General features: G+C 76.0%; 20 protein-coding genes. 14 read left to right on the top strand and 6 right to left on the bottom strand.

All coding sequences use genetic code 11. The features are described from left to right. Window positions 1–13: 13 nt before the first annotated feature. Window positions 14–1,189 (top strand): MFS transporter, encoded by a 1,176-nt coding sequence (locus ACIP60_RS01745; RefSeq protein WP_400678955.1) that lies wholly within the window; start codon window positions 14–16, stop codon window positions 1,187–1,189. Window positions 1,190–1,380: 191 nt separating this feature from the next. Next, window positions 1,381–2,241, top strand: coding sequence for an alpha/beta fold hydrolase (locus ACIP60_RS01750; RefSeq protein WP_400678956.1), 861 nt, complete (start codon window positions 1,381–1,383; stop codon window positions 2,239–2,241). Between the two features lie 40 nt (window positions 2,242–2,281). On the opposite strand, the gene ACIP60_RS01755 is transcribed toward ACIP60_RS01750, so the two are convergent. Further along, complete coding sequence (locus ACIP60_RS01755; protein WP_400678958.1) at window positions 2,282–3,463, bottom strand: GDSL-type esterase/lipase family protein; 1,182 nt, start codon at window positions 3,461–3,463, stop codon at window positions 2,282–2,284. 362 nt (window positions 3,464–3,825) lie between these two features. On the opposite strand from ACIP60_RS01755, the gene ACIP60_RS01760 reads away from it, so the two are divergent. Together ACIP60_RS01760 and ACIP60_RS01765 are read left to right on the top strand one after the other, a co-directional pair. Further along, entirely contained in the window at window positions 3,826–4,110 is a 285-nt protein-coding gene (locus ACIP60_RS01760) for a helix-turn-helix transcriptional regulator (protein ID WP_400678959.1), read from the top strand. Window positions 4,111–4,212: 102 nt separating this feature from the next. After that, window positions 4,213–5,181 carry a hypothetical protein gene (locus ACIP60_RS01765; protein ID WP_400678960.1) on the top strand — a complete coding sequence of 323 codons (969 nt, stop codon included), beginning with the start codon at window positions 4,213–4,215 and terminating at the stop codon, window positions 5,179–5,181. A 60-nt stretch (window positions 5,182–5,241) separates the two neighbouring features. On the opposite strand, the gene ACIP60_RS01770 is transcribed toward ACIP60_RS01765, so the two are convergent. Next, window positions 5,242–6,621, bottom strand: a complete 1,380-nt coding sequence (locus tag ACIP60_RS01770) for a cation:dicarboxylate symporter family transporter (RefSeq protein ID WP_400678961.1) — start codon at window positions 6,619–6,621, stop codon at window positions 5,242–5,244. A 237-nt stretch (window positions 6,622–6,858) separates the two neighbouring features. On the opposite strand from ACIP60_RS01770, the gene ACIP60_RS01775 reads away from it, so the two are divergent. Next, window positions 6,859–8,541 (top strand): ATP-binding protein, encoded by a 1,683-nt coding sequence (locus tag ACIP60_RS01775; protein ID WP_400678962.1) that lies wholly within the window; start codon window positions 6,859–6,861, stop codon window positions 8,539–8,541. Then, on the top strand, window positions 8,538–9,242 hold the full coding sequence (locus ACIP60_RS01780; RefSeq protein ID WP_400678963.1) for a response regulator: 705 nt from the start codon (window positions 8,538–8,540) through the stop codon (window positions 9,240–9,242). The genes ACIP60_RS01775 and ACIP60_RS01780 overlap by 4 nt, the downstream gene beginning before the upstream one ends. A 53-nt stretch (window positions 9,243–9,295) precedes the next feature. Here the strand turns inward: ACIP60_RS01780 and ACIP60_RS01785 are convergent, their stop codons facing one another. After that, window positions 9,296–9,919 (bottom strand): class I SAM-dependent methyltransferase, encoded by a 624-nt coding sequence (locus tag ACIP60_RS01785; RefSeq protein WP_400678964.1) that lies wholly within the window; start codon window positions 9,917–9,919, stop codon window positions 9,296–9,298. Between the two features lie 228 nt (window positions 9,920–10,147). Between ACIP60_RS01785 and ACIP60_RS01790 the strand changes: the two genes are divergently transcribed. The 3 genes from ACIP60_RS01790 to ACIP60_RS01800 all read left to right on the top strand — a co-directional run bounded on the left by ACIP60_RS01790 (window position 10,148) and on the right by ACIP60_RS01800 (window position 13,647). Beyond that, on the top strand, window positions 10,148–11,518 hold the full coding sequence (locus ACIP60_RS01790) for a diaminobutyrate--2-oxoglutarate transaminase family protein (RefSeq protein WP_400678965.1): 1,371 nt from the start codon (window positions 10,148–10,150) through the stop codon (window positions 11,516–11,518). Between the two features lie 67 nt (window positions 11,519–11,585). Beyond that, window positions 11,586–13,100, top strand: coding sequence for a pyridoxal phosphate-dependent decarboxylase family protein (locus tag ACIP60_RS01795; RefSeq protein WP_400678966.1), 1,515 nt, complete (start codon window positions 11,586–11,588; stop codon window positions 13,098–13,100). Between the two features lie 157 nt (window positions 13,101–13,257). Further along, the gene (locus tag ACIP60_RS01800; protein ID WP_400678967.1) at window positions 13,258–13,647 is read left to right on the top strand and encodes a hypothetical protein; all 390 of its coding nucleotides are present in this window, start codon (window positions 13,258–13,260) and stop codon (window positions 13,645–13,647) included. Window positions 13,648–13,840: 193 nt separating this feature from the next. Here the strand turns inward: ACIP60_RS01800 and ACIP60_RS01805 are convergent, their stop codons facing one another. Together ACIP60_RS01805 and ACIP60_RS01810 are read right to left on the bottom strand one after the other, a co-directional pair. Continuing rightward, entirely contained in the window at window positions 13,841–14,641 is an 801-nt protein-coding gene (locus ACIP60_RS01805; protein ID WP_400679907.1) for an inositol monophosphatase family protein, read from the bottom strand. 103 nt (window positions 14,642–14,744) lie between these two features. After that, a complete protein-coding gene (locus ACIP60_RS01810) occupies window positions 14,745–15,494 on the bottom strand; it encodes a MerR family transcriptional regulator (protein ID WP_400678968.1) in 750 nt (249 codons plus the stop codon). A 206-nt stretch (window positions 15,495–15,700) separates the two neighbouring features. Between ACIP60_RS01810 and ACIP60_RS01815 the strand changes: the two genes are divergently transcribed. The 3 genes from ACIP60_RS01815 to ACIP60_RS01825 are packed head-to-tail and all read left to right on the top strand — an operon-like array spanning window position 15,701 to window position 19,130. Beyond that, window positions 15,701–17,263, top strand: coding sequence for a flavin-containing monooxygenase (locus ACIP60_RS01815; protein ID WP_400678969.1), 1,563 nt, complete (start codon window positions 15,701–15,703; stop codon window positions 17,261–17,263). Next, on the top strand, window positions 17,260–18,234 hold the full coding sequence (locus ACIP60_RS01820; RefSeq protein ID WP_400678970.1) for an alpha/beta fold hydrolase: 975 nt from the start codon (window positions 17,260–17,262) through the stop codon (window positions 18,232–18,234). The genes ACIP60_RS01815 and ACIP60_RS01820 overlap by 4 nt, the downstream gene beginning before the upstream one ends. After that, entirely contained in the window at window positions 18,231–19,130 is a 900-nt protein-coding gene (locus tag ACIP60_RS01825) for an SDR family oxidoreductase (RefSeq protein ID WP_111556054.1), read from the top strand. Before ACIP60_RS01820 ends, ACIP60_RS01825 begins: the two co-directional genes overlap by 4 nt. 104 nt (window positions 19,131–19,234) lie before the next feature. Here ACIP60_RS01825 and ACIP60_RS01830 read toward each other — a convergent pair whose 3' ends face one another. Continuing rightward, window positions 19,235–21,301 carry a discoidin domain-containing protein gene (locus ACIP60_RS01830; RefSeq protein WP_400678971.1) on the bottom strand — a complete coding sequence of 689 codons (2,067 nt, stop codon included), beginning with the start codon at window positions 21,299–21,301 and terminating at the stop codon, window positions 19,235–19,237. A 260-nt stretch (window positions 21,302–21,561) separates the two neighbouring features. Here ACIP60_RS01830 and ACIP60_RS01835 point away from each other — a divergent pair, with 260 nt between their 5' ends. Continuing rightward, window positions 21,562–22,005, top strand: coding sequence for a hypothetical protein (locus ACIP60_RS01835; RefSeq protein WP_400678972.1), 444 nt, complete (start codon window positions 21,562–21,564; stop codon window positions 22,003–22,005). A 397-nt stretch (window positions 22,006–22,402) separates the two neighbouring features. Further along, entirely contained in the window at window positions 22,403–23,179 is a 777-nt protein-coding gene (locus tag ACIP60_RS01840; RefSeq protein WP_400678973.1) for an SDR family NAD(P)-dependent oxidoreductase, read from the top strand. The last annotated feature ends 109 nt before the right edge of the window (window positions 23,180–23,288 follow it).

Consider the following 23,288-nt stretch of genomic DNA (forward strand, 5'->3'; position numbering starts at 1 on the left):
GAACCACTCCGCCATGTCCGCGTCCTACCTGGCCGTGCTGCGCGCCCCCGGCGCCGCCCGGCTCCTCCCGGCCGCCCTGCTCGGCCGCCTCTCCTACGGCACCCTGCCGCTCTCCCTGCTGCTCGCCACCGCCGCCACCACCGGCTCGTACGCCCGGGCCGGCTGGCTGACGGCCCTGTTCTCGGCGGTCAGCGTCCTGCTCTTCCCGACCCGCGCCGGACTGGTCGACCGGTACGGGCCGCGCCGGGCCCTGCCGCCGATGGCCGCCGGGTACGCCGCCGCCCTGCTCGCGCTGGCCGCCGCGACCTGGCGCCCCGGCGTCCCCTACCCGGCGCTGCTGGGCCTCGCCGCCGCCGCGGGCGTCCTCGCCCCGCCGCTCGGGCCGGTCACCCGGGCCCAGTGGAGCGTGCTGGCCGCCGATCCCGAACTGCGGCGCCGGGCCTACAGCCTGGACACCGTCGCCGAGGAACTCCTGTACGTCACCGGCCCGTTGCTGGCCGGGCTGCTCGCCGCCGCGGCCCGCCCGGCCGTCGGGGTGCTGCTCAGCGCCGCCCTCGTCCTGGGCGGCACGCTGACCCTGGCGGCGGTGGCCGTCCAGGTGCCCGTCCCGGTGCCGGTTCGGGGCGCGGCGGCCACCGTGCGCTCCGGCACCCGGCACCTGCCGGCCCGGGCCCGGCAGCCGCTGTCCGCCGCGGCGGGCGCCGGTGCGGGCCTGGCGGCGTTCTCGCTGCTGGCGGTGGTCTTCGCCGGGCGCCACGGCAGCGCCGCGGACGTCGCCTGGGTGGAGGCGGCGCTGGCCGCCGGCAGCGCGACCGGCGGGCTGGTGCTCGGCGCGGTCGACTGGCGCGCCCCGGCCGCCACCCGGCTCACCGTGCTGACCGCGGCCCTCGCCGCCGCCCTCGCCCTCGCCGTCCTCGCGCCCACCCTCCCGGCCCTGGCCGCCGTCGCCGCGCTGGCCGGCCTCGCCGTCGCCCCGACCCTCACCACCGCCTACCTCCTCACCGACGAACTCGCCGCCCCCGCCGAACGCACCCGGGCCGGGGCCTGGGTCAACTCCTCCTTCAACGCCGGGAGTTCCACCGCCACCGCGCTCACCGGCGCGCTGCTCGCCCACCTCCCGCTGTCCAGCTGCCTGCTGCTCGCCGCCACCCCGCCGCTGGCCGCCCTCGCGCTGCGCCGGAGGGCGTAGCCGCCGGACGCCACGGGCCCCCGCCGGAACTCCCTCCCGCCGCGGCGATGAGTTCCGGCGGCGGGCCCCGTCCCACCTGGTATGACTCGCACCATGACCACCGCCACCACCACCGGTCCCCACCTCGGCCCCGGACCGCTCCGGAGCGCCGGGACACCGGGCCCGACCCGCCACGTCCGCCGGGTGGCCCGATGAGCACCGTCGAGGTCAACGGAACCGTCCTGGGGATCGAGTCCTTCGGCGCCCGCGACGCGCCGCTCCTGCTGCTCGCGGGCGGGCCGACGATGCTCTCCTGGCCCGACGCGCTGTGCGAGCGCCTCGCGGCCGGCGGGCGCCGGGTGGTGCGCTACGACTTGCGCGACAGCGGGGAGTCGGCGACGGCGGACCCGGAGGCGCCCGCCTACACCCTGCGCACCCTGGCCGCCGACGCGGCGGCCCTGGCGGGCGCGCTCGGCGGGGGCCGCGCCCACCTCGCGGGCATCGGGGTCGGCGGGATGGTCGCGCAGGTCGCCGCCCTGGACCACCCGGACGCGTTCGCGGCCCTCACCCTGGTCGGCACCCGCCCGGTCGCCCCCGGCCCGCCCGACCCGGACCTGCCCGACCACGACGGGCCCACCATGGCGCGGCTGTTCGCCGGTTCGATGCCCGACTGGACCGACCGCGCGGCCGTCGCCCGGTTCGCCGCGGTCGGTGCGGAGATCCTGGGCGACGACCCCGCCGCCGCACGGACCACCGCCGCCCGGATCTGGGACCGCGCCCCCGCCACCACGGCCCCCGTCCAACTGGCCAACCACCTGGGCACGGTCTTCGCCCGCCTCGACTGCACCCCCCGCTGGCGCGAACGCCTTCCCGCCCTGTCCCTGCCCGCGCTGGTCGTCCACGGCCGCCGCGACCGCTTCTTCCCGCTCGGCAACGGCGAAGCGCTCGCCCGAGAGATCCCCGGCGCCCGCCTCCTCGTCCTCGACGGGGCCGCCACCGCGCTCCCCGCCACGGCCGCCGCCGAGGTCGCCGCGGCCATGCTCGCCCTCGACCGCCGGGCCCCGACCGACTGAGCCCGACGGCCGGTTCGGTCGGCCGGTTCAGCCGGTCGGTTCAGCCGGTCGGCCCGGTGCGTGCGGGGGAGTGGAACGGGCCGCCGGGGGCGAAGGCGTGGGCGGCGAAGCGCTCGCCCATGCGGCGGTAGGCGGCGGGGGAGGGGTGCAGTCCGTCGGGGAGGTCGTCGGTGTCGGCCGGGCCGAGCAGCTCCCGTCCGTCGAGGTGGTGCAGGTGGGGGTCGTGCCCCTGCCGGAGGGCCACGATCCTGGCCAGCTCGTCGCGGACCACCTGGAGCGAGAGCGCCCCGCGCTCCAGCTCGGCCGGGTCTCCCAGGGCGGTGATCCTCCCGTCCGGGCCCACCGAGGTCGGGCCGGGGCGGGTGTCGAGGGCGGGGCAGCTCACCGGGGAGACCACCAGCAGCGGGGTGTCCGGGTGCCCGTCCCGGATCGTGTCCAGGAAGCCGTGCACCGCCGGGCCGAAGGTCCGCAGCCGGAAGGCGGCCAGGCCCACGATGTTGATGCCCGTCTTGAGGCTGATCAGGTCGGCGGGCAGGTCGCGGATCGTCCGGGCGACGTAGGGGTCCAGCAGGTCGTTGCCCGGCTGGCTGAGGTTGGTCACCTCCACGCCCCCGAGCCTGGCCGCCACCACCGGCCAGGTGCCGGTGGGCCCGTCGGCGCCGGGGCAGTGGCTGATCGAGCTGCCGTGGTGCACCCAGCGGGGCCGGCCGTCGGGCAGCGGGGCCAGGACCTCGCCGTCGGCGCGGAGCGCCACCAGCTCGGTGGGGGTCTGCTGCGGCAGCCAGAGTTCGATCCGCTTCATCCCGGCCGGCAGCCCGGCGAAGCGCACCGTCCCCGGCTTCCCCGGCACCAGCCGCTGCTCGGCCCCGGGGCCCGCCATCCGCAGCACGTGGCCCAGCGGCGCCCGGCGGCGGTCGACCAGGGCGCCGTCCACCGTCAGTTCCAGCATCCCGGGCGGCTGCGGCTCGGGGGCGCCGTCGAGCTGCCCCGTGGAGGTGAGCACCTCGAACTCCAGCACCCGCGCGTCGGTGCGGAACACCAGCCGCACCCCCGAGGGCAGCAGGGTGCCGCCGTAGACCGACCGGTCCTGGTACTGCTCCTTGGTCCAGGCGGGCAGCCGGCGCGGCATCACCCCCGCCGGCGTCCGCTCCAGGTCCAGCGCGCCGCGCACCTCCACCGGCCCGTCCACCAGCGGATACTCCCGGATGGCCACCACTGTCATCGCTCCTCGGCTCCGGCCCGCTCGACCCGTCCGGCCCGCTCGACCGCCCGGCCGGACCGGCCGGGGCCGGCGGGCTCCTCACCGAACCTACTGCCCCCGAACCGCCGTGCTCAGTGCCGCCGGGCGCGGGCCGCGCACCGGCTTCTCGGCGACGGCCGGGTTGAGCAGCCAGGAGACCCGGGCACCGGAGGCGTGGACGGCGGCGGCCGGGAGGGGGCCGGGGTGAGCCGGAGGAGCCAGCGGCGGAAGGTGACGGCGGTGAACACCAGGGCGCAGGAGCGGAGCATCCGGGCCCGGTGGGCGGCGAGGCGGCGAGGCGGCGGTGGCGGGCGTGGTGCAGACCGAGGGCCGTGGTGGCCAGGGTGGGCAGGGCGAGGACGGTGAAGCCGAGCGGCGCGACGGGCGGGTGGAGGCCGTGCGGGGCGGGGAGCAGGCCGCCGGTCGACCCGGGCCCGCCGGCGGCGCTCACCGTCCGCGAGCGCGAGGTGCTGCGGCCGGCCGCCGAGGGGCACCCCGACGGGGAGATCGCCGCGCTGCTGCACCTCGCCGAGTCCACCGTGAACACGCACGTCAAGCGGGTCCTGGGCAAGCTCGGCGCGCGCGCGACCGCTCGCAGGCGGTGGCCGTCGCGTACCGGCACGGCCTGATGGGCGCGCAGCCGTACCGGCCGGGCGGGCCCGGCGTTCCGTGACACTCCGTCACCGGCGGGGTGCCGGTCGATCGCGCCGGTACGGTCGTACATTGAGCGGATGATCGTGGAGAACGGGCCGGGGCCCGCGCGGCCGGAGCGCTACGGGTGGGGCCCGTCCGGGCGGCGGCTCGCCGACCAGGGCCGCTGGGACGAGCTGCTGGAGCGCTTCCGGCTGGCCCGGGCGCTCGGCGACCCGCTCTCCGGGCCGCTCGGCCACCTGGTCGCGTACGGCGCGCCCGCCGCCCTCGCCGCCCGGCTGTTCGACCCCGACGGCGGGCCCGGCGCCCCCGCGACCGCCGCCGACCACGACGCCGGACCGCTCTGGGAGGTGCTGGCCACCCGCCACCCCCGGCCCGTCCTGGACGCCCTCCCGCTGCCGCCCGCGATCCGCCGCCTGGCCGCGCACACCCGCGCCCTGCTCGGCGAGGACCCCGGCGACGACACCCCGGACGAGACCGGGGTCCCGTACCGGCTCCAGCCCTGGGAGGAGGGCGGCTGGGAGCGCGACACCCGGGTCCGCGAGTACCTGCCCGGCGGCGGGGCCCGGCGCGCCCTGCACCTGGCCCCGCCCACCCGGGAAGGGCTCGCCGTTCTCGAACTCCCCAACCCCGGCGCCCGGTTGACCGGCCTCGCGGCCACCGAGGCGCTCGCCGCCCTGGCCGGCTGGACCACCGCCGTCTGCGTCCGGGGCCGCGCCGCCGACGCCGCCGCCCAACTCGCCGGCGGCCCCGAGGTCACCGGCGGTCGGCTCCCGTTCGCCGCCCTCTACCCCGCCCTGGTCCACCTCGCCTCCGCCCGCCCCGACCGCGGCACCGCCCAGGGCCGCCTCGCCGTCTGGCGGCTCCTCACCGCGATGGACGGCGCCACCGCCCCCTCCCGCCCCCGCGCCGAAGCCCTGGTCGCCCGCCTGCACTGCCTCGCCTGGACCGAGCCCGCCGACGACCTCCGCCACCTCCACCTCGCCCTGGAGGACCCCGCCACCGGCCTCGCCTGGGCCCTCTCCGGCACCACCCCCGACCCGGTCTGACCGCGCCTGTCCGTGCCTGACCGGGCCTGACCGGGTCTCAGGGCCCTTCCGTGCTCCGGCTCAGGAGCCGGTGACGGGCTGCTGCGCGGAGGGGCCCGGCGACTGCGCGGGCAGGTCGGCGGACGCGGGGACGGCGGTGGCGGTCTCGTCGTAGGGGAGCGCGCCGGAGAGGACGGCGGTCAGCCGGGTGCGGTCGAGCTCGCCCGTCCAGTGGCCGATCAGGACGGTGGCGACCGCGTTGCCCGCGAAGTTGGTGAGCGCCCGGGCCTCGGACATGAAGCGGTCGATGCCGACGATCAGGCCGACGCCGTCGACGAGTTCCGGCTTGTGCGACTGCAGGCCGCCGGCCAGCGTGGCCAGGCCCGCACCGGTCACGCCCGCCGCGCCCTTGGAGGCGAGCACCATGAACAGCAGCAGGGAGAGCTGCTCGCCCAGCGACATCGGCCTGTCCATCGCCTCCGAGACGAAGATCGACGCCATGGTGAGGTAGATCGCGGTGCCGTCCAGGTTGAAGCTGTAGCCGGTGGGCACCGTGATGCCGACCACCGGGCGGCTCACCCCGAGGTGCTCCATCTTGGCGATCAGCCGCGGCAGCGCGCTCTCCGAGGAGGACGTCGACAGGATCAGCAGGAACTCCCGGCCGAGGTAGCGCAGCAGGGCGAACACGTTCACCCCGGCGGCCAGCCGCAGCAGCAGGCCCAGCACCACGACCACGAACAGCACGCAGGTGGCGTAGAAGCCCATCATGATCACCGCGAGGCTCTTCAGCGCGGCGGTGCCGGTCGCCCCGACCACCGCCGCCATCGCGCCGAACGCGCCGACCGGCGCCACCCACATGATCATCGACATCACCTTGAACACCAGCTTCTGCAGGTGCTCCACCCCGCGCAGCACCGGCGCCCCGGCCGCGCCCAGCGCCTGCAGCGCGAACCCGACCAGCAGCGCCACCAGCAGGGTCTGCAGCACCTGGCCCGCGGTCAGCGCCGAGACCAGGGTGGTCGGGATGATCCCGAGCAGGAAGTCGGTGGTGGACTCCGCGCCCGCCGCGGCCTGCGCGTGGCCCGAATCGGCCAGCGCCGCCGTCAGGTGCAGGCCGCTGCCCGGCTCCAGCAGGTTGCCCACCAGCAGGCCGATGCCCAGCGCGACCGTCGAGGTCAGCAGGAAGTACCCGAGCGCCAGACCGCCGACCCGGCCGACCTTCGCCGCCCTGGTCACCGAGCCCACGCCCAGCACGATCGTGCAGAAGATCACCGGGGAGATCATCATCTTGATCAGGTTGACGAAGCCGGTGCCGACCGGCTTCAACTCCACCGCGAACCCCGGCGCCGCCAACCCGACCACCACGCCCGCGACCACCGCGGCGATCACCGCCAGGTACAGGTAGGGGGTGCGGTCGGTCCTTCTCGCGCCGGACGGTGCTCCGTGCTGGGTCGGCTCCATGCTCGCGGCTCCCTCGCCGTAGGCTCGGTTCACGCCCCGGGGGAGGGCGCCCGGCCCGTGGGTGGCGGGCCGCGCACGACTATCCGGCCGGGCCGCGACCGGAGCACGCTTGCGTTCATACTGTTCACGCCCTTGCGGCCGCCACCGCCACCGCCACCGCCACCGTCGCCGCCACTGCCGCCCCGCCGTCCGCGAACGGCCTTCGGCGCACCGGCCCCGGCGTGCACACTGGTCGGCATGCACCCGACCAGCAGCCCGCCGCCGTCCCGCCGCCGGCGCAGCCTGGCCGCCCGGCTGCTCGCCGTCCAGGTCGTGATCGTCGCGGCCGTGGTCGCGGGCGGCGCCGTCCTGGCCTACCTGTTCACCGCCCAGCGCGCCGAGGACGCCGCCCTCCGGCAGGCCACCGCCGTCGCCCTCGCGGTCGCCGACACCCCCACCGTCCGGGAGGCCGCCGTCCGGCCCGACCACAGCACCGTCCTACAGCCCTACGCCGAGCAGGTCCGGGCCGACACCGGCGTCGACTTCATCACCGTCATGGACCCGGACGGCATCCGCTGGACCCACCCCGACCCCGGCCGGATCGGCCTGCCCTTCCTCGGCCACACCGACCGGGCCCGGGCCGGCCGCACCCAGCACGAGACGTACACCGGCACCCTCGGCCCGTCCGTCCGGGTCGTCACCCCCGTCCTCGACCAGCGGCACCGGGTGGTCGCCCTGGTCAGCGCGGGCATCACCGTCGACAACATCACCGCCCGGCTGCGCACCCCGCTGCTCGCCCTGACCGGCGTCGCCGCCGCCGCGCTCGCCCTCGGCGCCGCCGCCAGCTACCTGCTCGCCGCCCGGCTGCGCCGGCACACCCACGGCATGGACGCCGAACAGCTCGCGCACCTGTACGACTACCACCAGGCGACGCTGCACTCCGTCCGCGAGGGACTGCTGCTGCTCGACCGCGACCACCGCGTCCTGCTGTGCAACGACGCCGCCCGCGAACTCCTCCAACCTGCCGGTTCAGTAGACGGTTTGACGGTGCGTCAGCTCGACCTGCCGGAGTCGCTCACCCGTGCGCTGGAGAGCGCCGAACCGGTCCGGGACGAGGTGCACCTGACCGCCGAGCACGTCGTGCTGCTCAACACCTCCCCGGTCGGGCCCGGCCTCGGCACCGTGGTCACCCTCCGCGACCACACCGAACTCCAGGGGCTCACCGGCGAGTTGGACAACGTCCGGGGCATCGCCGCGGCCCTCGACGCGCAGGCCCACGAGGCCGCCAACCGGCTGCACGCCGTGGTCTCGCTGATCGAACTCGGCCGCCACCGCGAGGCGGTGGAGTTCGCCACCGCCGAACTCGCCCTCGCCCAGCGGCTCACCGACCAGGTCGTCGGCGCCGTCGGCGAACCCGTGCTCGCCGCCCTGCTGCTGGGCAAGGCCGCCCAGGCCGCCGAACGCGGCGTCGACCTGCGCCTCACCGAGGACAGCCGGATCGACGACGGCGTGCTGCCCGACCGGCTCACCCCGCGCGACCTGGTCACCCTGCTCGGCAACCTGATCGACAACGCCATGGACGCCGCCGTCGAGAACGCCGCCCACGCCGCCCCCGAAGTCCGCGTCACCGCCCGCACCGACCACGGCCACCTGCTGCTGCGGGTCGCCGACAGCGGCCCCGGCGTCGACCCCGCCGCCGCCGAGGACGTCTTCCGGCGCGGCTGGACCACCAAGCAGCACGGCCGCGGCCTGGGCCTCGCGCTGGTCGCCCAGACCGCCCGCCGCAACGGCGGCGACGTCCGGCTCGGCGGCCGACCCGAGGGCGAATCCGGCGGCGTACCCGGTGGTGGTCCCGGCGGGCACGGGGAGCGCGGCGCCGTGCTCACCGTCCGGCTCCCGCTGCACCTCCCGGCCCGGCGCGAGGCGGTGGAGGCCCGGTGACCGGACAGCCGATCCGCGTCCTGGTGGTCGAGGACGACCCGGTCGCCGCCGACGCCCACGCCCGCTACACCGCCCGGACCCCCGGCTTCGCGGTCGCCGCCGTCGCCCACTCCCGGGCCGAGGCGGTCCGCGCCCTGGAGCGGGCCCGCACCGCCGGCGCCCCCGTCGACCTGGTCCTGCTCGACCTCTACCTGCCCGACGGCCACGGCCTGCAACTGTGCGCCGCGCTGCGCGCCGCGGGCCACGGCGCGGACGTCATCGCCGTCACCTCCGCCCGCGACCTCGCCATGGTCCGGCAGGCCGTCAGCGCGGGCGTCGTCCAGTACCTGCTGAAGCCCTTCGGCGCCGCCGCCCTGGGCGACCGCCTGCGCCAGTACGCCCGCTACCGGGCCAACCTCGACCGGCCCGGCCGGGCGCTCGGCCAGGACGAGGTGGACCGGGCGCTGGCCCTGCTGCGCGGCAGCGACCGCAGCAGCCTCCCCAAGGGCCTGTCCGCCGACACCCTCGACACCGTCGCCGCCGCGCTGCGCGCCGCCCCCGACGGCCTCTCGGCCGGGGCCGCGGGCGAGGCCACCGGCGTCTCCCGGATCACCGCCCGCCGCTACCTCGAACACCTGGTCGCCACCGGCCGCGCCACCCGCGAGCCCCGCTACGGCCAGGTCGGCCGCCCCGAGCTGGGCTACCGCTGGAGCGGCGGCTGAGGCGTCCCGGACCGGGCCGCGCTGGCCGCCGGGTGGCCGGGCCGCCGGGTGGTTCAGGCGCGCTCGGCGAGGACCAGGTAGCGGGTCGGCTCGTCGACGTAGGAGAGCGGGGCCCAGCCGTTGGCGGCGAGCAGCGGGAAGAGGTGCTCGCGGGCGCGCAGGTCGTCGGGGGTGAGCGGGCGGCCCTTGCGGGCGGCCAGCGCGGCCCGGCCGAGCGGGTGGAAGAGCGCGAGCCGGCCGCCGGGGCGGGTGACCCGGGCGAGTTCGCGCAGGCCGGCGGCGGGGCCGGGCAGGTGGGAGATCAGCCCCGCGCCGAACACCAGGTCGGCGACCGCGTCGGGCAGCGGCAGCCGGGTGCAGTCGGCCAGCAGCAGGGCGGCGTCCGCGCGGTGGGCGCGGGCCCGGTCGAGCATCTCGGGCGTCAGGTCGACGCCCAGGACGGTGCCGTCCGGGCCGACGGCGGCCCGCAGCAGCGGGAGGGCGCGTCCGGTGCCGCAGCCCGCGTCCACCGCGAACTGCCCCGGGGCCAGGCCGGTGTCGGCGATCGCGGCGGCGTAGCGCGGGCTGTCGTCGGGGTACGTGCTGTCCCAGCGGGCGGCGCGTTCGGCGAAGAAGGCGCGGGTCCCGGCCAGTTCGCGGGTGTGGGCGGCGGACGGCGGGGGCGGCGAAGTGTCCATGGACGGGAGGGTACTTGGGCGGGGGAGCGGCCGGGCGGCGGCCGTGACCCGGGGCGCTCCGGCTCGTTGGAGGGGCGGGGGGTCCGTCGGGGTGTCCAGCGGTGCCCGATCGGGGGAGCCGGGCTGTCGCGCTCACCCGGACGGGTGATCAAAGGGCCCGGCGGCGGCGAGCGCCGACCCCTCGGAGATAAAGTTAGGCTTACCTAACTTCCCAAGGGAGCTCCTGCTGTGACCCTCACCGTCGGCACCCCCGCCGCACCGGCCGGCGACGCGATCCTGCGCCGCCAGCGCATCCGCGAATCGGCCGCCCGCACCTACGCCAGGTCCTTCCCGATCGTCCCGGTGCGCGCGAACGGCATGACGGTGGAGGGCGCCGACGGACGCCGCTACCTCGACTGCCTCTCCGGCGCCGGCACCCTCGCGCTCGGCCACAACCACCCGGTGGTGCTCGACGCGATCCGCCGCACTCTGGACAGCGGCGCCCCCCTGCACCTGCTCGACCTCGCCACCGCCGAGAAGGACGACTTCACCACCGCCCTGCTGGAGAGCCTCCCGGAGAAGTTCGCCGCCCGGTCCCGGGTGCACTTCTGCGGCCCGGCCGGCACCGACGCCGTCGAGGCCGCCCTCAAGCTGATGCAGACCGCCACCGGCCGGCGCGGCGCCCTCGCCTTCACCGGCGCCTACCACGGCATGACCGCCGGCGCCCTCGCCGTCACCGGCAACACCGCCGTCAAGGCCCCGCTGCCCAGCGGCGGCGAGGTCACCCGGCTGCCCTACCCCTACGCCTACCGCTGCCCGTTCGGCGTCGGCGGCGAACGCGGCGCCGAACTCGCCGCCGCCTACACCGAGCGCCTGCTGGACGACCCGGCCGGGGGCGTGCTGCCGCCCGCCGCGATGATCCTGGAAGCCGTCCAGGGCGAGGGCGGCGTCGTCCCCGCCCCCGATGCCTGGCTGCGCGAGATGCGCCGGATCACCGCCGAACGCGGCATCCCGCTGATCCTGGACGAGGTGCAGACCGGCGTCGGCCGCACCGGACGGATGTGGGCCGTCGAGCACAGCGGCATCGAACCCGACGCGATGGTGCTCTCCAAGGCCATCGGCGGCAGCCTCCCGCTCGCCGTCGTGGTCTACCGCGACGAGTACGACGGCTGGCAGCCCGGCGCCCACACCGGCACCTTCCGCGGCAACACCCTGGCGATGGCGGCCGGCGCCGCCACCCTCCGGTACGTGGCCGCCAACGGCCTGGTCGCCCGGGCCGAGACCGTCGGCGCCCGGATCGCCGCCCGCCTCGACGGCGCCCGCGACCGCCTCCCGGTGATCGGCGACGTCCGCGGCCGCGGCCTGATGCTCGGCGTCGAACTCGTCGACCCCGCGGGCACCCCCGACAGCTGCGGCGCCCACCCCGCCGACCCGCGCCTCGCCGTCCGGGTCCGCGAAGCCTGCCTCGCCCGCGGCCTGATCGTCGAACTCGGCGGCCGCCACGACGCCGTCCTGCGGCTGCTGCCCCCGCTCACCATCACCGACGAGCAGGCCGAGGCCGTCCTCGAACGGCTCTGCGAGGCGATCGAGTCCGCGATGCGGCAGCCGGGCGACAAGTGATATCCAGGACACCGGACGTGACGGAACGTCATGTGCAGCATCGGATGGGAAGGTTGGCGGGCGGGGCATGAGCGGGACGACCGAACTCTCCGGCGAGCACGCCGAATTCTCCGGCAGGACGACCGAACTCTCCGACGGGCGCGCCGAACTCTCCGGCGGAACCGCCGGGCCGGCGGCCCTGCGGCCGCTGATCGACGAGGTGCTGGCCGGGCTCGCGGCCGGCGCGGCGCGGCGCGGCGGGCCGATCGCCCCCGGGGCGCCGGAGGAGATCGCGGCGGCCGTCCGGGAGGCGCTGGCCGGGGCCCGGGGGCCGTCCGCGCTGGGCGAGTTGGCGCACCTGCTGGCCTACGGCGCCGCCGACCCGGCCGACCCCGGGTGCGCCGCGCACCTGCACTGCCCGCCGCTGGCCGTCGCGGTCGCCGCGGACCTCGCCGTCAGCGCGCTCAACCCGTCCCAGGACTCCTGGGACCAGGCCCCCGCCGCGACCGCGCTGGAGAGCGAACTGCTCGCCGAACTCGCCGCGTCGGTCGGCTTCCACCCCGACCGGGCGGCCGGGGTGCTGACCACCGGCGGCACCGAGTCCAACCTGATGGGCCTGATGCTGGCCCGCGACCAACGCCTCGGACCCGACGTCGAGTTGAACGGTCTGCCGGCCGGGGTCCGCCCCCGCATCCTGGCCTCCGAAGCCGCGCACTTCTCCGTCCAGCGCGCCGCCGCCCTGCTCGGCCTCGGCGAACGCGCCGTCCGCACCGTCCGGGTCGACCGCCAACTGCGGATGGACCCGGGCGCGTTGGCCGACGCCTTCGCCGAAGCGGGCCGGGAGGGCGCCACCCCCCTCGCGGTGGTCGCCACCGCCGGCACCACCGACACCGGCGCGATCGACCCGCTCCCCGCCATCGCCGACCTCGCCGCCCGCCACGGCACCTGGCTGCACGTCGACGCGGCCTACGGCGGCGGCGCCCTCTTCTCCGAACGCCTCGCGCCCCTCCTCGACGGCATCGACCGGGCCGACTCGGTCTCCCTCGACTGGCACAAACTCGGCTGGCAACCCGCCGCCGCCGGCGTCTTCCTGGCCCGCGAGGCCCGCACCTACGCCTCGCTCGCCCGCCGCGCGGTCTACCTCAACCCCGCCGACGACGAGGAAGCCGGCTACCCCAGCCTGCTCGGCCAGTCCCTGCGCACCACCCGCCGCCCCGACGCCTTCAAACTCGCCGTCACCCTCCGCGTCCTCGGCCGGGAAGGACTCGGCGCCCTGGTCGACCGCTGCCACCGGAGCGCCCTACGGGCAGCCGAACTCATCCGTGCCACACCCGAGTTGGAACTCCACTGCGACCCGGTCCTGACCACCGTGGTCTTCCGCTACCTCCCCCCCGACCCGGCGGACAGCGACCGGATCAACGCCCAACTCCGCCGCGACCTCCTCCGCACCGGCCGAGCCGTGATCGGCCGCACCGAAACCCCCGGCCACGGCCCGGGCCGAATCCGCCTCAAACTGACCCTGCTCAACCCCCACACCACCGAAGCCCACCTGACCGCCCTCCTGCACGCGGTGGTCGACGCCGCCACCAAGATCCACGACTAGCCCTCCGGCCGGGACGGCTCGCCCCGAGACCCGGACGAGCCCTCCGGCTGGCAGCACCGGGCGGGCGGACCGCGTCGCCGCACGGCGGCCGGGACGCTCGATCGCCCGGACGGGCCCCGGGCCTGTCCCGGACTCACGTTCGCAGTACCGTGGGCCGGTGGACGAGAGGCAGGCCCCGACGCCGGGGATGACGATCAGCGTTCGGACGCGCCAGGACGTGGTGGTCGTCGATCCGGAGCGCTTCCTCGCTGCGGCCCGCGCGGCGTACCGCGAAACCTCTCCCGAGATCACCGAGGAGCGGGCAGCCGAGGACATCCGCGACGTCCACGACGCCGTGTGGGCCCTGCTGGACCGCTTCGGCCGCCTCGCAGCCGACGCGCCAACGTCCGCCGTGCTCCCCGGCCAACGGATTCCGGACCGCCCGGACGGTCTCTCACCCGCGGGCGAGCACCAGCAGATCGTGCTGAACGATCCGCGACCACTGCAGGACTACGGCTGCTTCATGCCCGAGGAGTACGACCCGTTCGCCATCCCCCCGAGCACGTGATGCCGTCCACCGCGACGGACTGCTCCGCCGGCTCACGTCCCTGAGCAGACCTCAGCGCGCGCCTGTCCGGCATCCCCGAGCCGCGGGAGGCGGTCGTCCCGTGGTCTCGGCCGGTTCCCGCGACAGGCCCCGGCTGTCTCCGTACGCACCTCAAGGCGCGGGGGCCGTCCCGCCCGCGCGGCGGTGGGTTCGGTCAGAGCCCTTTCAGGAGGATCTCGCGGAGGGTCTCCCACTGGTCCGGGTCGGTGGCGACGAGGAGGCCGTTGGTGCCGCCGGGGGGTTCGGGGCGGTAGGGGGTGCCGTCGAAGCGGGCGCTGCGGCCGCCCGCTTCGGTGACGAGGAGGGAGCCGGGGGCGTGGTCCCAGGGGAGGGTGCGCCAGTAGAGGACGAAGTCGTGGGCGCCGGTGGCGATCAGGGGGTACTCGATGCCGGCGGCGCCGCGGCCGGGGTCGAGGGGGCCGAGGGCGAGTGTGTTGGCGAGCAGGCGGTGGCCGGTGGGCGGGGCGAAGTAGCGGGTCTTGAGGATGCCGGTCCACTTCTCGGGGGCGGTGGTGGCCTTGGGGAGGGTGAGCCGCCGGTCGTCGCGCCAGGCGCCGGAGCCGAGTTCGGCGGTGTACGCGGTGCGGGTGCAGGGCTGCCAGATCCAGGAGGCGACGGTCTCGCCCTGGCGGACCAGGGAGGCCATCACCGCGTACGTGGGCCGTCCGGCGACGAAGTTGCGAGTGCCGTCGACCGGGTCGACCAGCCAGGCGGCGGGTTCGGTGGACAGGGCGCGGGCGAGGTCGGGGTCGGCGGCGACGGCCTCCTCGCCGACGACCGGGACGGGGAGCAGTTCGCGCAGGCGGCGGGCGATGATCCGTTCGGCCTCCCGGTCGGCGACGGTGACGATCTCGCCGGGGGCCTTCTCCATCACCTCGCCGTCGGTCAGCGCCCGGAACCTCGGTTCGACCGCCTCCGCCGATGCCTCGACGAGGATCTCGGTGACCTTCTCCATCAACACGCCCGTGCTCCCTTCACCGACCCCACTCTCCCACGCCGGGACGGTACGGACGGTGCGCAGGTGGCGGGTGGGGCGGGCGTCGGCGGCCGGGCGCGGTTCAGTCCTCGGTGAGGCAGTCGTACTCGGCGCGCACCCGGCGGTCCATGGCGAGCGCGAACTGGGCGTCGTTGACGGCCCGGGCGAGCGGGCGGACGCGCTGGATCTGCTCGGTGAGCCGGGCCGCCTCGGCGGGCGTGAGGTCCTGGACCCGGGTGAGCGCGCCGAGCAGCCGGTCGCGGATCAGGGCGACGAAGATGTCGGCCATCGCGTCCGCGTACTCGCTGGCCCGGCGGCTGACGTCCAGGACGGCGGCCAGCGGCACGCCCTCGTCGACCAGGGCGACGGTGGCGTCCATCAGGCGGCGGCTGACGTGGGTGATGCCGTCGGGGTGGACGGTGATGTAGCCCTGGGCGATGGACTCGGCGGTGTTGGCCTCGGTGAGCTGGTCGCCGAACGCGGCGCGCAGTTCGTCCCAGTCGAGGTGGACCGGCGTCTCGTCGGACCAGGGGGCGACCAGCGCGGCCTGGAGCCCGATCAGTTCGGCGACGTCCCGGCCGTCCTCGCCGGCGCCGATCAGTTCGGCGATGCCGCCCAGGGCGTGTCCGCGGTCGAGGAGTTCGGCGATCAGGCGCAGCCGGGCCAGGTGCTCCTCGCCGTACCAGGCGATCCGGCCCTCCTTGCGGGGCGGCTGGAGCAGGCGGCGCTCGCGGTAGAAGCGGACGGTGCGCACGCTGACGCCGGCCGCCTCGGCCAGTTCGGCGACGCGGTAGGCGCGGGGGCGCTCGTGGTCCTGTTCGGTCTCCGCCACGCCGGTCAGCATAGGGCCGTCGGGCGGCGCGGAAACAGTCGCGTCCCGCGCTATTCCACTCGGTGTCAACAAGGGCTACTCTGCCAAACGCGCCAGTGATTACTGGCAGCGTCGGCGGGCCCACCCGAAGCACGCGCACCACCCCCGGGACCGCCCGCAGCACCGCCGGCCACCCGCACCCCCCACCCTCGCCAGGAGGCCCGCCCATGGCACCCCGCAGCAAGAAGCCCACCGCACCCGCGCCCGACCGCCCGGACGGCACCGGGCCCGCGCCGCACGTCCGGGTCGCCGTCATCGGCTCCGGCTTCGGCGGCCTCGGCGCCGGCGTCCGGCTGCGCCGGGCCGGCATCACCGACTTCGTCATCCTGGAGCGCGCGGACTCCGTCGGCGGCACCTGGCGCGACAACTCCTACCCGGGCTGCGCCTGCGACGTCCCCTCGCACCTGTACTCGTTCTCGTTCGCGCCCAACCCCGAGTGGCCCCGGGTCTTCTCCGGCCAGCCCGACATCCGCGCCTACCTGGAGCGGGTCGCCGACACCTTCGGACTCCGCCCGCACCTGCGCTTCGGCGCCGAGGTCACCGAACTGCGCTGGGACGAGGAGCACACCCGCTGGCAGGTCACCACCGCGGTCGGCAACTGGACCGCCGACGCCGTGGTCTCCGCCGCCGGACCGCTCGCCGACCCGCAGATCCCCGACCTGCCCGGCCTGGACGCCTTCCCCGGCAAGGTCTTCCACTCCTCCCGCTGGGACCACGACTACGACCTCGCCGGCAAGCGGGTCGCCGTGGTCGGCACCGGCGCCTCCGCCGCCCAGATCATCCCCGCCATCCAGCCCGCCGTCGGCCGCCTGACGGTCTTCCAGCGCACCCCCGCCTGGGTCCTGCCGCGCGCCGACCGCGAGGTCAGCGGCCTGGAGAAGTGGCTGCACGCCAAGCTCCCGCCGACCGGACTGCTGCGCCGCGCCGGGCTGTTCGCGATGCGCGAGCTCCAGGTCGACGCGTTCGTCCGCCGCCCGCAGCTGCTCAAGCTCGTCCAGCAGGTCGCCCTGCGGCACCTGCGCAAGGCCGTCGCCGACCCGGCCCTGCGCGCCACCCTCACCCCCGACTACCGGATCGGCTGCAAGCGCATCCTGCTCAGCAACACCTACTACCCGGCGCTCGCCGCCCCCAACACCGAGGTGGTCCGCGGCGGCCTGCGCGAACTGCGCGGCTCCACCCTGGTCGGCGCGGACGGCAGCGAGCACGAGGTCGACGCGATCGTGTTCGGCACCGGCTTCCACGTCACCGACCTGCCGATCGCCGAACGGGTCTTCGGCACCGGCGGCACCGCCCTCGCCGAAGCCTGGAAGGACGGCATGGAGGCGCTGCGCGGCTCCACCGTGCGCGGCTTCCCCAACCTGTTCTTCCTGATCGGCCCGAACACCGGACTCGGCAACAACTCGATGATCCTGATGATCGAGTCCCAGCTGAACTACCTGATCGACGCCCTCACCACCCTCGACTCGGTCGGCGCCACCGCCATGCAGCCCACCGAGCGCGCCCAGCGCCGGTGGAACCTGGAACTCCAGCACAAGATGGGCCGCACCGTGTGGACCACCGGCGGCTGCCGCAGCTGGTACCTCGACGAGGGCGGCAAGAACACCGTGCTCTGGCCCGCCTCCACCAGCGCCTTCCGCCGCGCCACCCGGCACGTCGACCTCGCCGAGTACGAACTCGTCAAGCGCACCGCCCCGCAGGCCGCGCCCGAGGCCGAGGCGGTGTCCGCGTGAGCCGCCGCATCCCCGCCGACTGCGTGCTGCCCGACCCGGCGGCCGTGCGCACCGTCCGCTCCGCCGACGGCGCCGAGCTCAACGTCGAGGAGTACGGGCCCGCCGGCGCGCCGCTGGTCGTGCTCGCCCACGGCTGGACCTGCTCCACCGCGTTCTGGGCGCCGGTCGTCAACCGGCTCGCCGCCGACTTCCGGGTGGTCGCCTACGACCAGCGCGGACACGGCCGCAGCCCCGCCCCGGCCGGCCCCGCCGGGTACGCCACCGCCAAGCTCGCCGAGGACCTCGAAGCGGTGCTCACCGCCACCGTCCCCGACGGGCGGCGCGCCGTGGTCGTCGGGCACAGCATGGGCGGCATGACCATCATGGCCGCCGGCGACCGCCCCGCCGTCGCCGCCCGCACCGCCGCCAACGTGCTGGTCAACACCGGCCCGGGCGCGCTGATCGCCGAACTGACCGTGCTGCCGCCCGCCGTCCGGGCCAAGGCGCTGCGCCGCTTCCTGCACCGGCAGATCCTGCGCTCCCGGCTCCCGCTCGGCCCCGTCACCGGCCTGACCCGGGCCGCGCTCAAGTACGCCACCATGGGCCCCGCCACCCCCGCCGACCGGGTCGAGGCCTGCGCGCAGGTGGTGCACGCCTGCCCGGCCAGGGTCCGCTTCCACTGGGCGACCGTGCTCGACACCCTCGACGTGCAGGACGGGCTGGCGAAGCTCACCGCCCCCACCGCCGTCATCGCAGGCAGCCACGACCGGCTCACCCCGCCGGTCCACGCCCGCCGGATCGCCGCCGCCCTCGCCGACCCGCGCGGCCTGCTCGAACTGCCCGGCACCGGGCACATGAGCCCGCTGGAGCGGCCCGCCGAGGTCGCCGCCGAGATCCGCCGCGTCGCCGCCCTGGCCACCGCGGAACCGCCGACCGCGGAAGCACCGACCGCAGCACCGCTGACCGCAGAACCGCTGGAGGAGACCGCATGACCCCGCCGCTGTCCTCGCAGGTCGTCGTCATCACCGGAGCCGCCCGCGGCCTCGGCGCGCTGATGGCCCGCAAGCTGTCCGAACGCGGCGCCAAGGTCGCGCTGGTCGGCCTGGAGCCCGCCGAACTCAAGGCGGTCGCCGCCCAGTGCGGCCCGCACGCCTCCGCCTGGGAGGCCGACGTCACCGACCTGGACGCCCTCACCGAGACCGCGAACCGGATCAAGGACCGCTACGGGCGGATCGACGCCGTGGTCGCCAACGCCGGCATCGCGCTCGGCGGGCCGATGCAGGACAGCGACCACCGGGCCTGGACCCGGGTGGTCGAGGTCAACCTGTTCGGCTCCGTCGCCACCGCCCGGGCCTTCCTGCCCGCGCTCGCCGAGAGCCGCGGCTACCTGCTGCAGATCGCCTCGCTCGCCGCGCTCACCCCCGCCCCGCTGATGTCCGCGTACTGCGCCTCCAAGTCGGGCGTCGAGTCCTTCGCCCACGCGCTGCGCGCCGAGGTCGCCCACCAGGGCGTCAAGGTCGGCGTCGGCTACCTGAGCTGGACCGACACCGACATGGTGCGCGGCGCCGACCAGGACGCCGTGCTGCGCCAGATGCGGGCCAAGCTGCCCTGGCCCGCCAACAAGACCTACCCGATCGGCCCCGCCGTCGACCGCCTGGTGGCCGGCCTGGCCCGCCGCTCCGCCCACGTCTACGCCCAGGCGTGGCTGCGCGGCATGCAGCCGATCCGCGGCTTCCTGCCCGGCCTGATCGCCGCCGTCGGCTCCCGCGACGTCGCCCGCCTCGCCCCCGAGCTGAAGGCCACCGCCGCCACCCGGCTGGCCCCCGTCGGCGCGGGCGGACAGGCCGACCAGGAGGCCCGGGCGAGCCGGGCGGCCGGGGCGGAGTGACCGGCTGGTGAGAACCGGGGGATGAGAACCGGGGACGAGGACGGGCGGACGGTCGGCCCGGAGGGGAGCCGACCGTCCGCCCGTTTCCGCGTGCTGACGATCCGTCAGGTGCCGTGCACCGAGACCTCGTTGACCGAGTAGCCCCACTGGGTCGCCCGGGCCGTCCCGTGGAAGCGGACGTAGCGGGCGGACGTCGGGGCGAAGGCCGCGGTGTCCAGACCGCCGTCGCCCGCCGCGGTCGACCAGGCGGTGTGCCAGGTGGTGCCGTCGGTGGAGAGCTCGATCCGGTAGGACCGCGCGTACGCCCGCTCCCAGTCCAGGGTGACCCGGTCGACGGTGCGGACGGCGCCCAGGTCGAGGCGCAGCCACTGGTCGTCGCTCCAGTCACTGGCCCAGCGGGTGGCGCGGTCGCCGTCCACGGCGCGGCCGGGCTGGTACGAGGTGAACGGGCTCCACTCCGCGGAGCTGGCCGAGGCCGCCGCGCCGGTGGCCAACTCCCGTCCGGCGGTGTGCCGTTCGGTGGCCCGCCAGGTGTCCAGGTAGGACTCGGCGCCCTTCATCAGGTCGTCCACCACGCCCTGCCCACCGGAGAGCCGGATCTGCTCGATCCAGTCCGGCAGCAGCCCGGCGTGCGCCAGGCCGTCCGTGTTGACGTCCCAGGTCCGCTCGCCGGTCACCTGGCGGTCCAGCAGCGAGCCGCCGTCGGCCGAACGGAACGGGTACACCACGGCATCGGGCGCGTCCGGGCCGACCGGGCCGGGCCAGCCGCCGACGCCGTTCAGGTCGCTGCCGTAGCCGTAGCCGACCCCGTACCGCTCGCGCAGCGCCTTCGTCCGGTTCGCCTCGGCGACGAAGGCGGTCGCGTCGTGCGGGTACTGGGCGGCGAACCCGCCCAGCCGGTACAGGCGTTCGGTCCAGTCGAGGTCCATCCAGCTGTGGCTGGAGAGCACCCCCGGGTAGCCCCTGGACTCCAGGAGCTCGAAGGCGCTGCGGGCCGCCTTGACGCTCATGTGGTCGACCTCCAGCATCATGTGGCGCTTCACCATGCCGTCGATCGCGTACGCGCCCAGCTCGGTCAGGCCGCGGGTGTTGCACTGCGCGGCGGCCGCGTAGGCGGGCACGCTCACCCCGGCCGGCAGCAGCGCGTCCGCCTGCGCGGTGGGCAGGCCGATCGGGTTGTCGCGCTGCGGGCCGGTGCACTGCTCGGTGGCCCAGAAGGTGCCGGTGGACAGGAACTGCCCGGCGTTGACGGCCACCCCGGTGGTGCCCTCGTCGAAGCGCACCCCGCACAGCGCGTTGTCGAACTTGTGGCACAGGAACATGCTGCGCACGCCCAGCGCGTACAACTCGTCCAGGCCGCGGTCGATCGCCGCCCGGTCGCACTGCGGCACGTCCAGGACCTGCTTGCAGCCGAACGGCTCCGAGGTCTCCACCCCGAGCACCACGGCCAGCTTGCCCTGCGCGACGACCTGGCGGGCCTGCTCGGAGTCGGTGACGATGCGGAACCAGCCCTTGCCGGGGCCGCCGTACATCCGGTCGACGTAGTCCTGGAGCCGGTACGACTTCTGCGCCTCGGTGCGGATGGCCGCCATCTCGTCGCAGGGGCGGTCCTTGTACGGGTAGATCGAGCAGAGCAGCCCGTTGGTCACCAGGTCGTCGACCAGCACGCGCTCGCCGCCGCGCCAGGCCCGCTCCACCCAGGCGTAGTAGTCCTGCTGGTGGCTGAGCGAGTCGTGGGCGGGCCAGTCGGCGAAGGTCGGCCAGCCCACCGGGTCGTGGTGGCCGTCCGCGCCGCCGGTGACGTTCTCGAACAGGGCGAGCGAACCGTCCGGGTAGTGCTCGGGGCAGTCCTTCAACGCGTCCGCGGCGCCCTGCTCGGAGAACGCGGAGCCGCAGATCACCCGGCCGCCGAAGCCCTCGGCGGACATCAGGTGGTTGTGCGCGTCGACGAACCCGCGGACGGCGCCGTCGGGGCCGGTGCCGCGGAACGGTTCGCCGGTTACGTCGATCTGCGAGTCCGGGACGGGTCTGGCGGTGGGGTCCCACCACCCGCCGGCGGCTCCGGCGGCGGGGCCGGGCGCGGCGCCGGTGACGAGGGCGGCGGCGAGCAGCAGCGGCGGCAGCAGTCGGGCGAGGACGTTCCTGGCGCGGTGGTTCCGGTTCCCGGTCATGGACACCTCTCGGCTCGGGGGAGGCGGCGGCGAGAGAGCGCAGCCCCCGCCCGGGTGCGGTCTCCCGAGAATCCCGAGCGCCTGACGGGCCGTCAAGCCGTCCGACCGGATTCACCGATCGCCTCGGGACGGGGTGCGGAGCTTGCGCAGGCACCTGATGCCGCCGATGGACGGAGGCCGGGAACGGCCGCGCCCTACAATCGTGCGGAAGGCGAAGCGCCGGGCCGGGGTTCCGGCACCGGCGCGAGGGAGGGGTCGGGATGTTCGGTTCGAGTAAGAAGCTCAACGATCTGGTGGCGCAGCTCAGACCCGACCTGAGCCGGGAGTCGCTCGGCGTCGGGCCCGACTTCCCGGGCATCGCCCCGAACCCGCTGCTGAGCCGGGACGCACGGAAGCGCACGGCGGAACTGCGGACGGGGGTGCTCGCGCTCGGCGTTCTCGTCGACTGGCGGGAGGTCAGCAGCGACGGCAGCCCGCGCGTGGTCCTGATGCTCGACGTGGACACCGCCGAGGGCGCCTCGTTCCGCGGTATCGCCGACGAGGACCTCACGATCACCGAGCTCACCCGACTCGCCCCGGGACAGACGCTGCCCGTGCGCTACCGGCCGGCCGTCATGGACCACTACGTCGCCCTCGCCCGGGACGCGGACCCCGCCCACGTGCAGCGGCTCTCCGACGAGATCGCCGGCCGCAAGCGGAACTGAGCCGGAGCCCGCCCGCGCCGCGAGGCGAGCCGCTGCCACCGCCGTGCGGCAGCGGCGCCCACCGACCGGCGCCGGACGCGCGTCGGGCCCGGCCCCGTGGGGAGGGGCGGGCCCGGAGGTGCGAAGGCGGTGCCGGTCCGTCAGTGCCGCGCGGGGCGGCGGGGGCGGGCCGGCGGTACGACTTCTATGGAGCGGGCAAGGAGCCGAACGGACATCAGTTCTCCTGGGAGGGAAGGGCGCCGCGTGGGACTGCGGCGCTGCCCGAAACCGTAGGGTGATCGGACGAACGCCGGTGCGGGGCGCGCCGCCGACGTCCCGCGGGTCGCCCGAAGGGCCGAGAGACCGGTGGCCCGGTCGGTCGATGCGGCCACCGGCTACCGCCCGGTACGGTCGGGTCATGACCACCGCTCTCATCACCGGCGCCACCGCCGGCATCGGCGCCGCCTACGCCAACCGCCTGGCCCGCGACGGCCGCGACCTGGTGCTGGTCGCCCGCGACGGCGACCGCCTCGCCGCCACCGCCGCCGAACTCACCGCCCGCCACGGCGTCCAGGTCGAGACGCTCTCCGCCGACCTCGCCACCGAGGCCGGCATCGAAGCCGTCGAGGACCGGCTGCGCGACGCCTCCCGCCCCGTCGACCTGCTGGTCAACAACGCGGGCTTCGGCCACCGCGGCACCTACCTGGACGTCCCCGTGCAGGACGAACTCGACATGCTGAAGGTCCACATCGAGGCGGTGCTGCGGCTCACCACGGCCGCCGTCCCCGGCATGCGCGAGCGCGGCTTCGGCGCGGTCGTCAACGTCGCCTCGGTGGCCGCGTTCCTGCCCCGCGGCACCTACGGCGCGACCAAGGCCTGGGTCGTCAACTTCACCCTCGGCATCGCCCGCGACCTGGCCGGCAGCGGCGTCCGCCTGCAGGCCCTCTGCCCCGGCTTCACCCGCACCGAATTCCACCAACGCGCCGGCATGGGCACCTCCTCCATCCCCGCCTGGAGCTGGCTCACCGCCGACCGCGTCGTCGACGCCTCCCTGCGCGACCTCGCCCGCAACCGCCCGCTCTGCGTCCCCAGCAAGCGCTACAAGGCCGCCGTCACCGCCGCCCGGCTCCTGCCGCCCGGCGGCCTCGGCAAGATCTCCAACACGGCGGGACGCGACTACGGCAAGAAGCCCTGACGGGGAGGCTGCCATCGGGCGGCTGGGGTGCGTTCTCCGGCACGGCACGGCGGGGCGTGGCTGCGGCAGGAAACCCTGGCCGGGCGGCGGGGGACGGGGGAGGGGCTGC

Origin of the sequence: Kitasatospora sp. NPDC088783 (genome assembly GCF_044750705.1) — a bacterium.
Taxonomy (GTDB): Bacteria; Actinomycetota; Actinomycetes; order Streptomycetales; family Streptomycetaceae; genus Kitasatospora; species Kitasatospora fiedleri.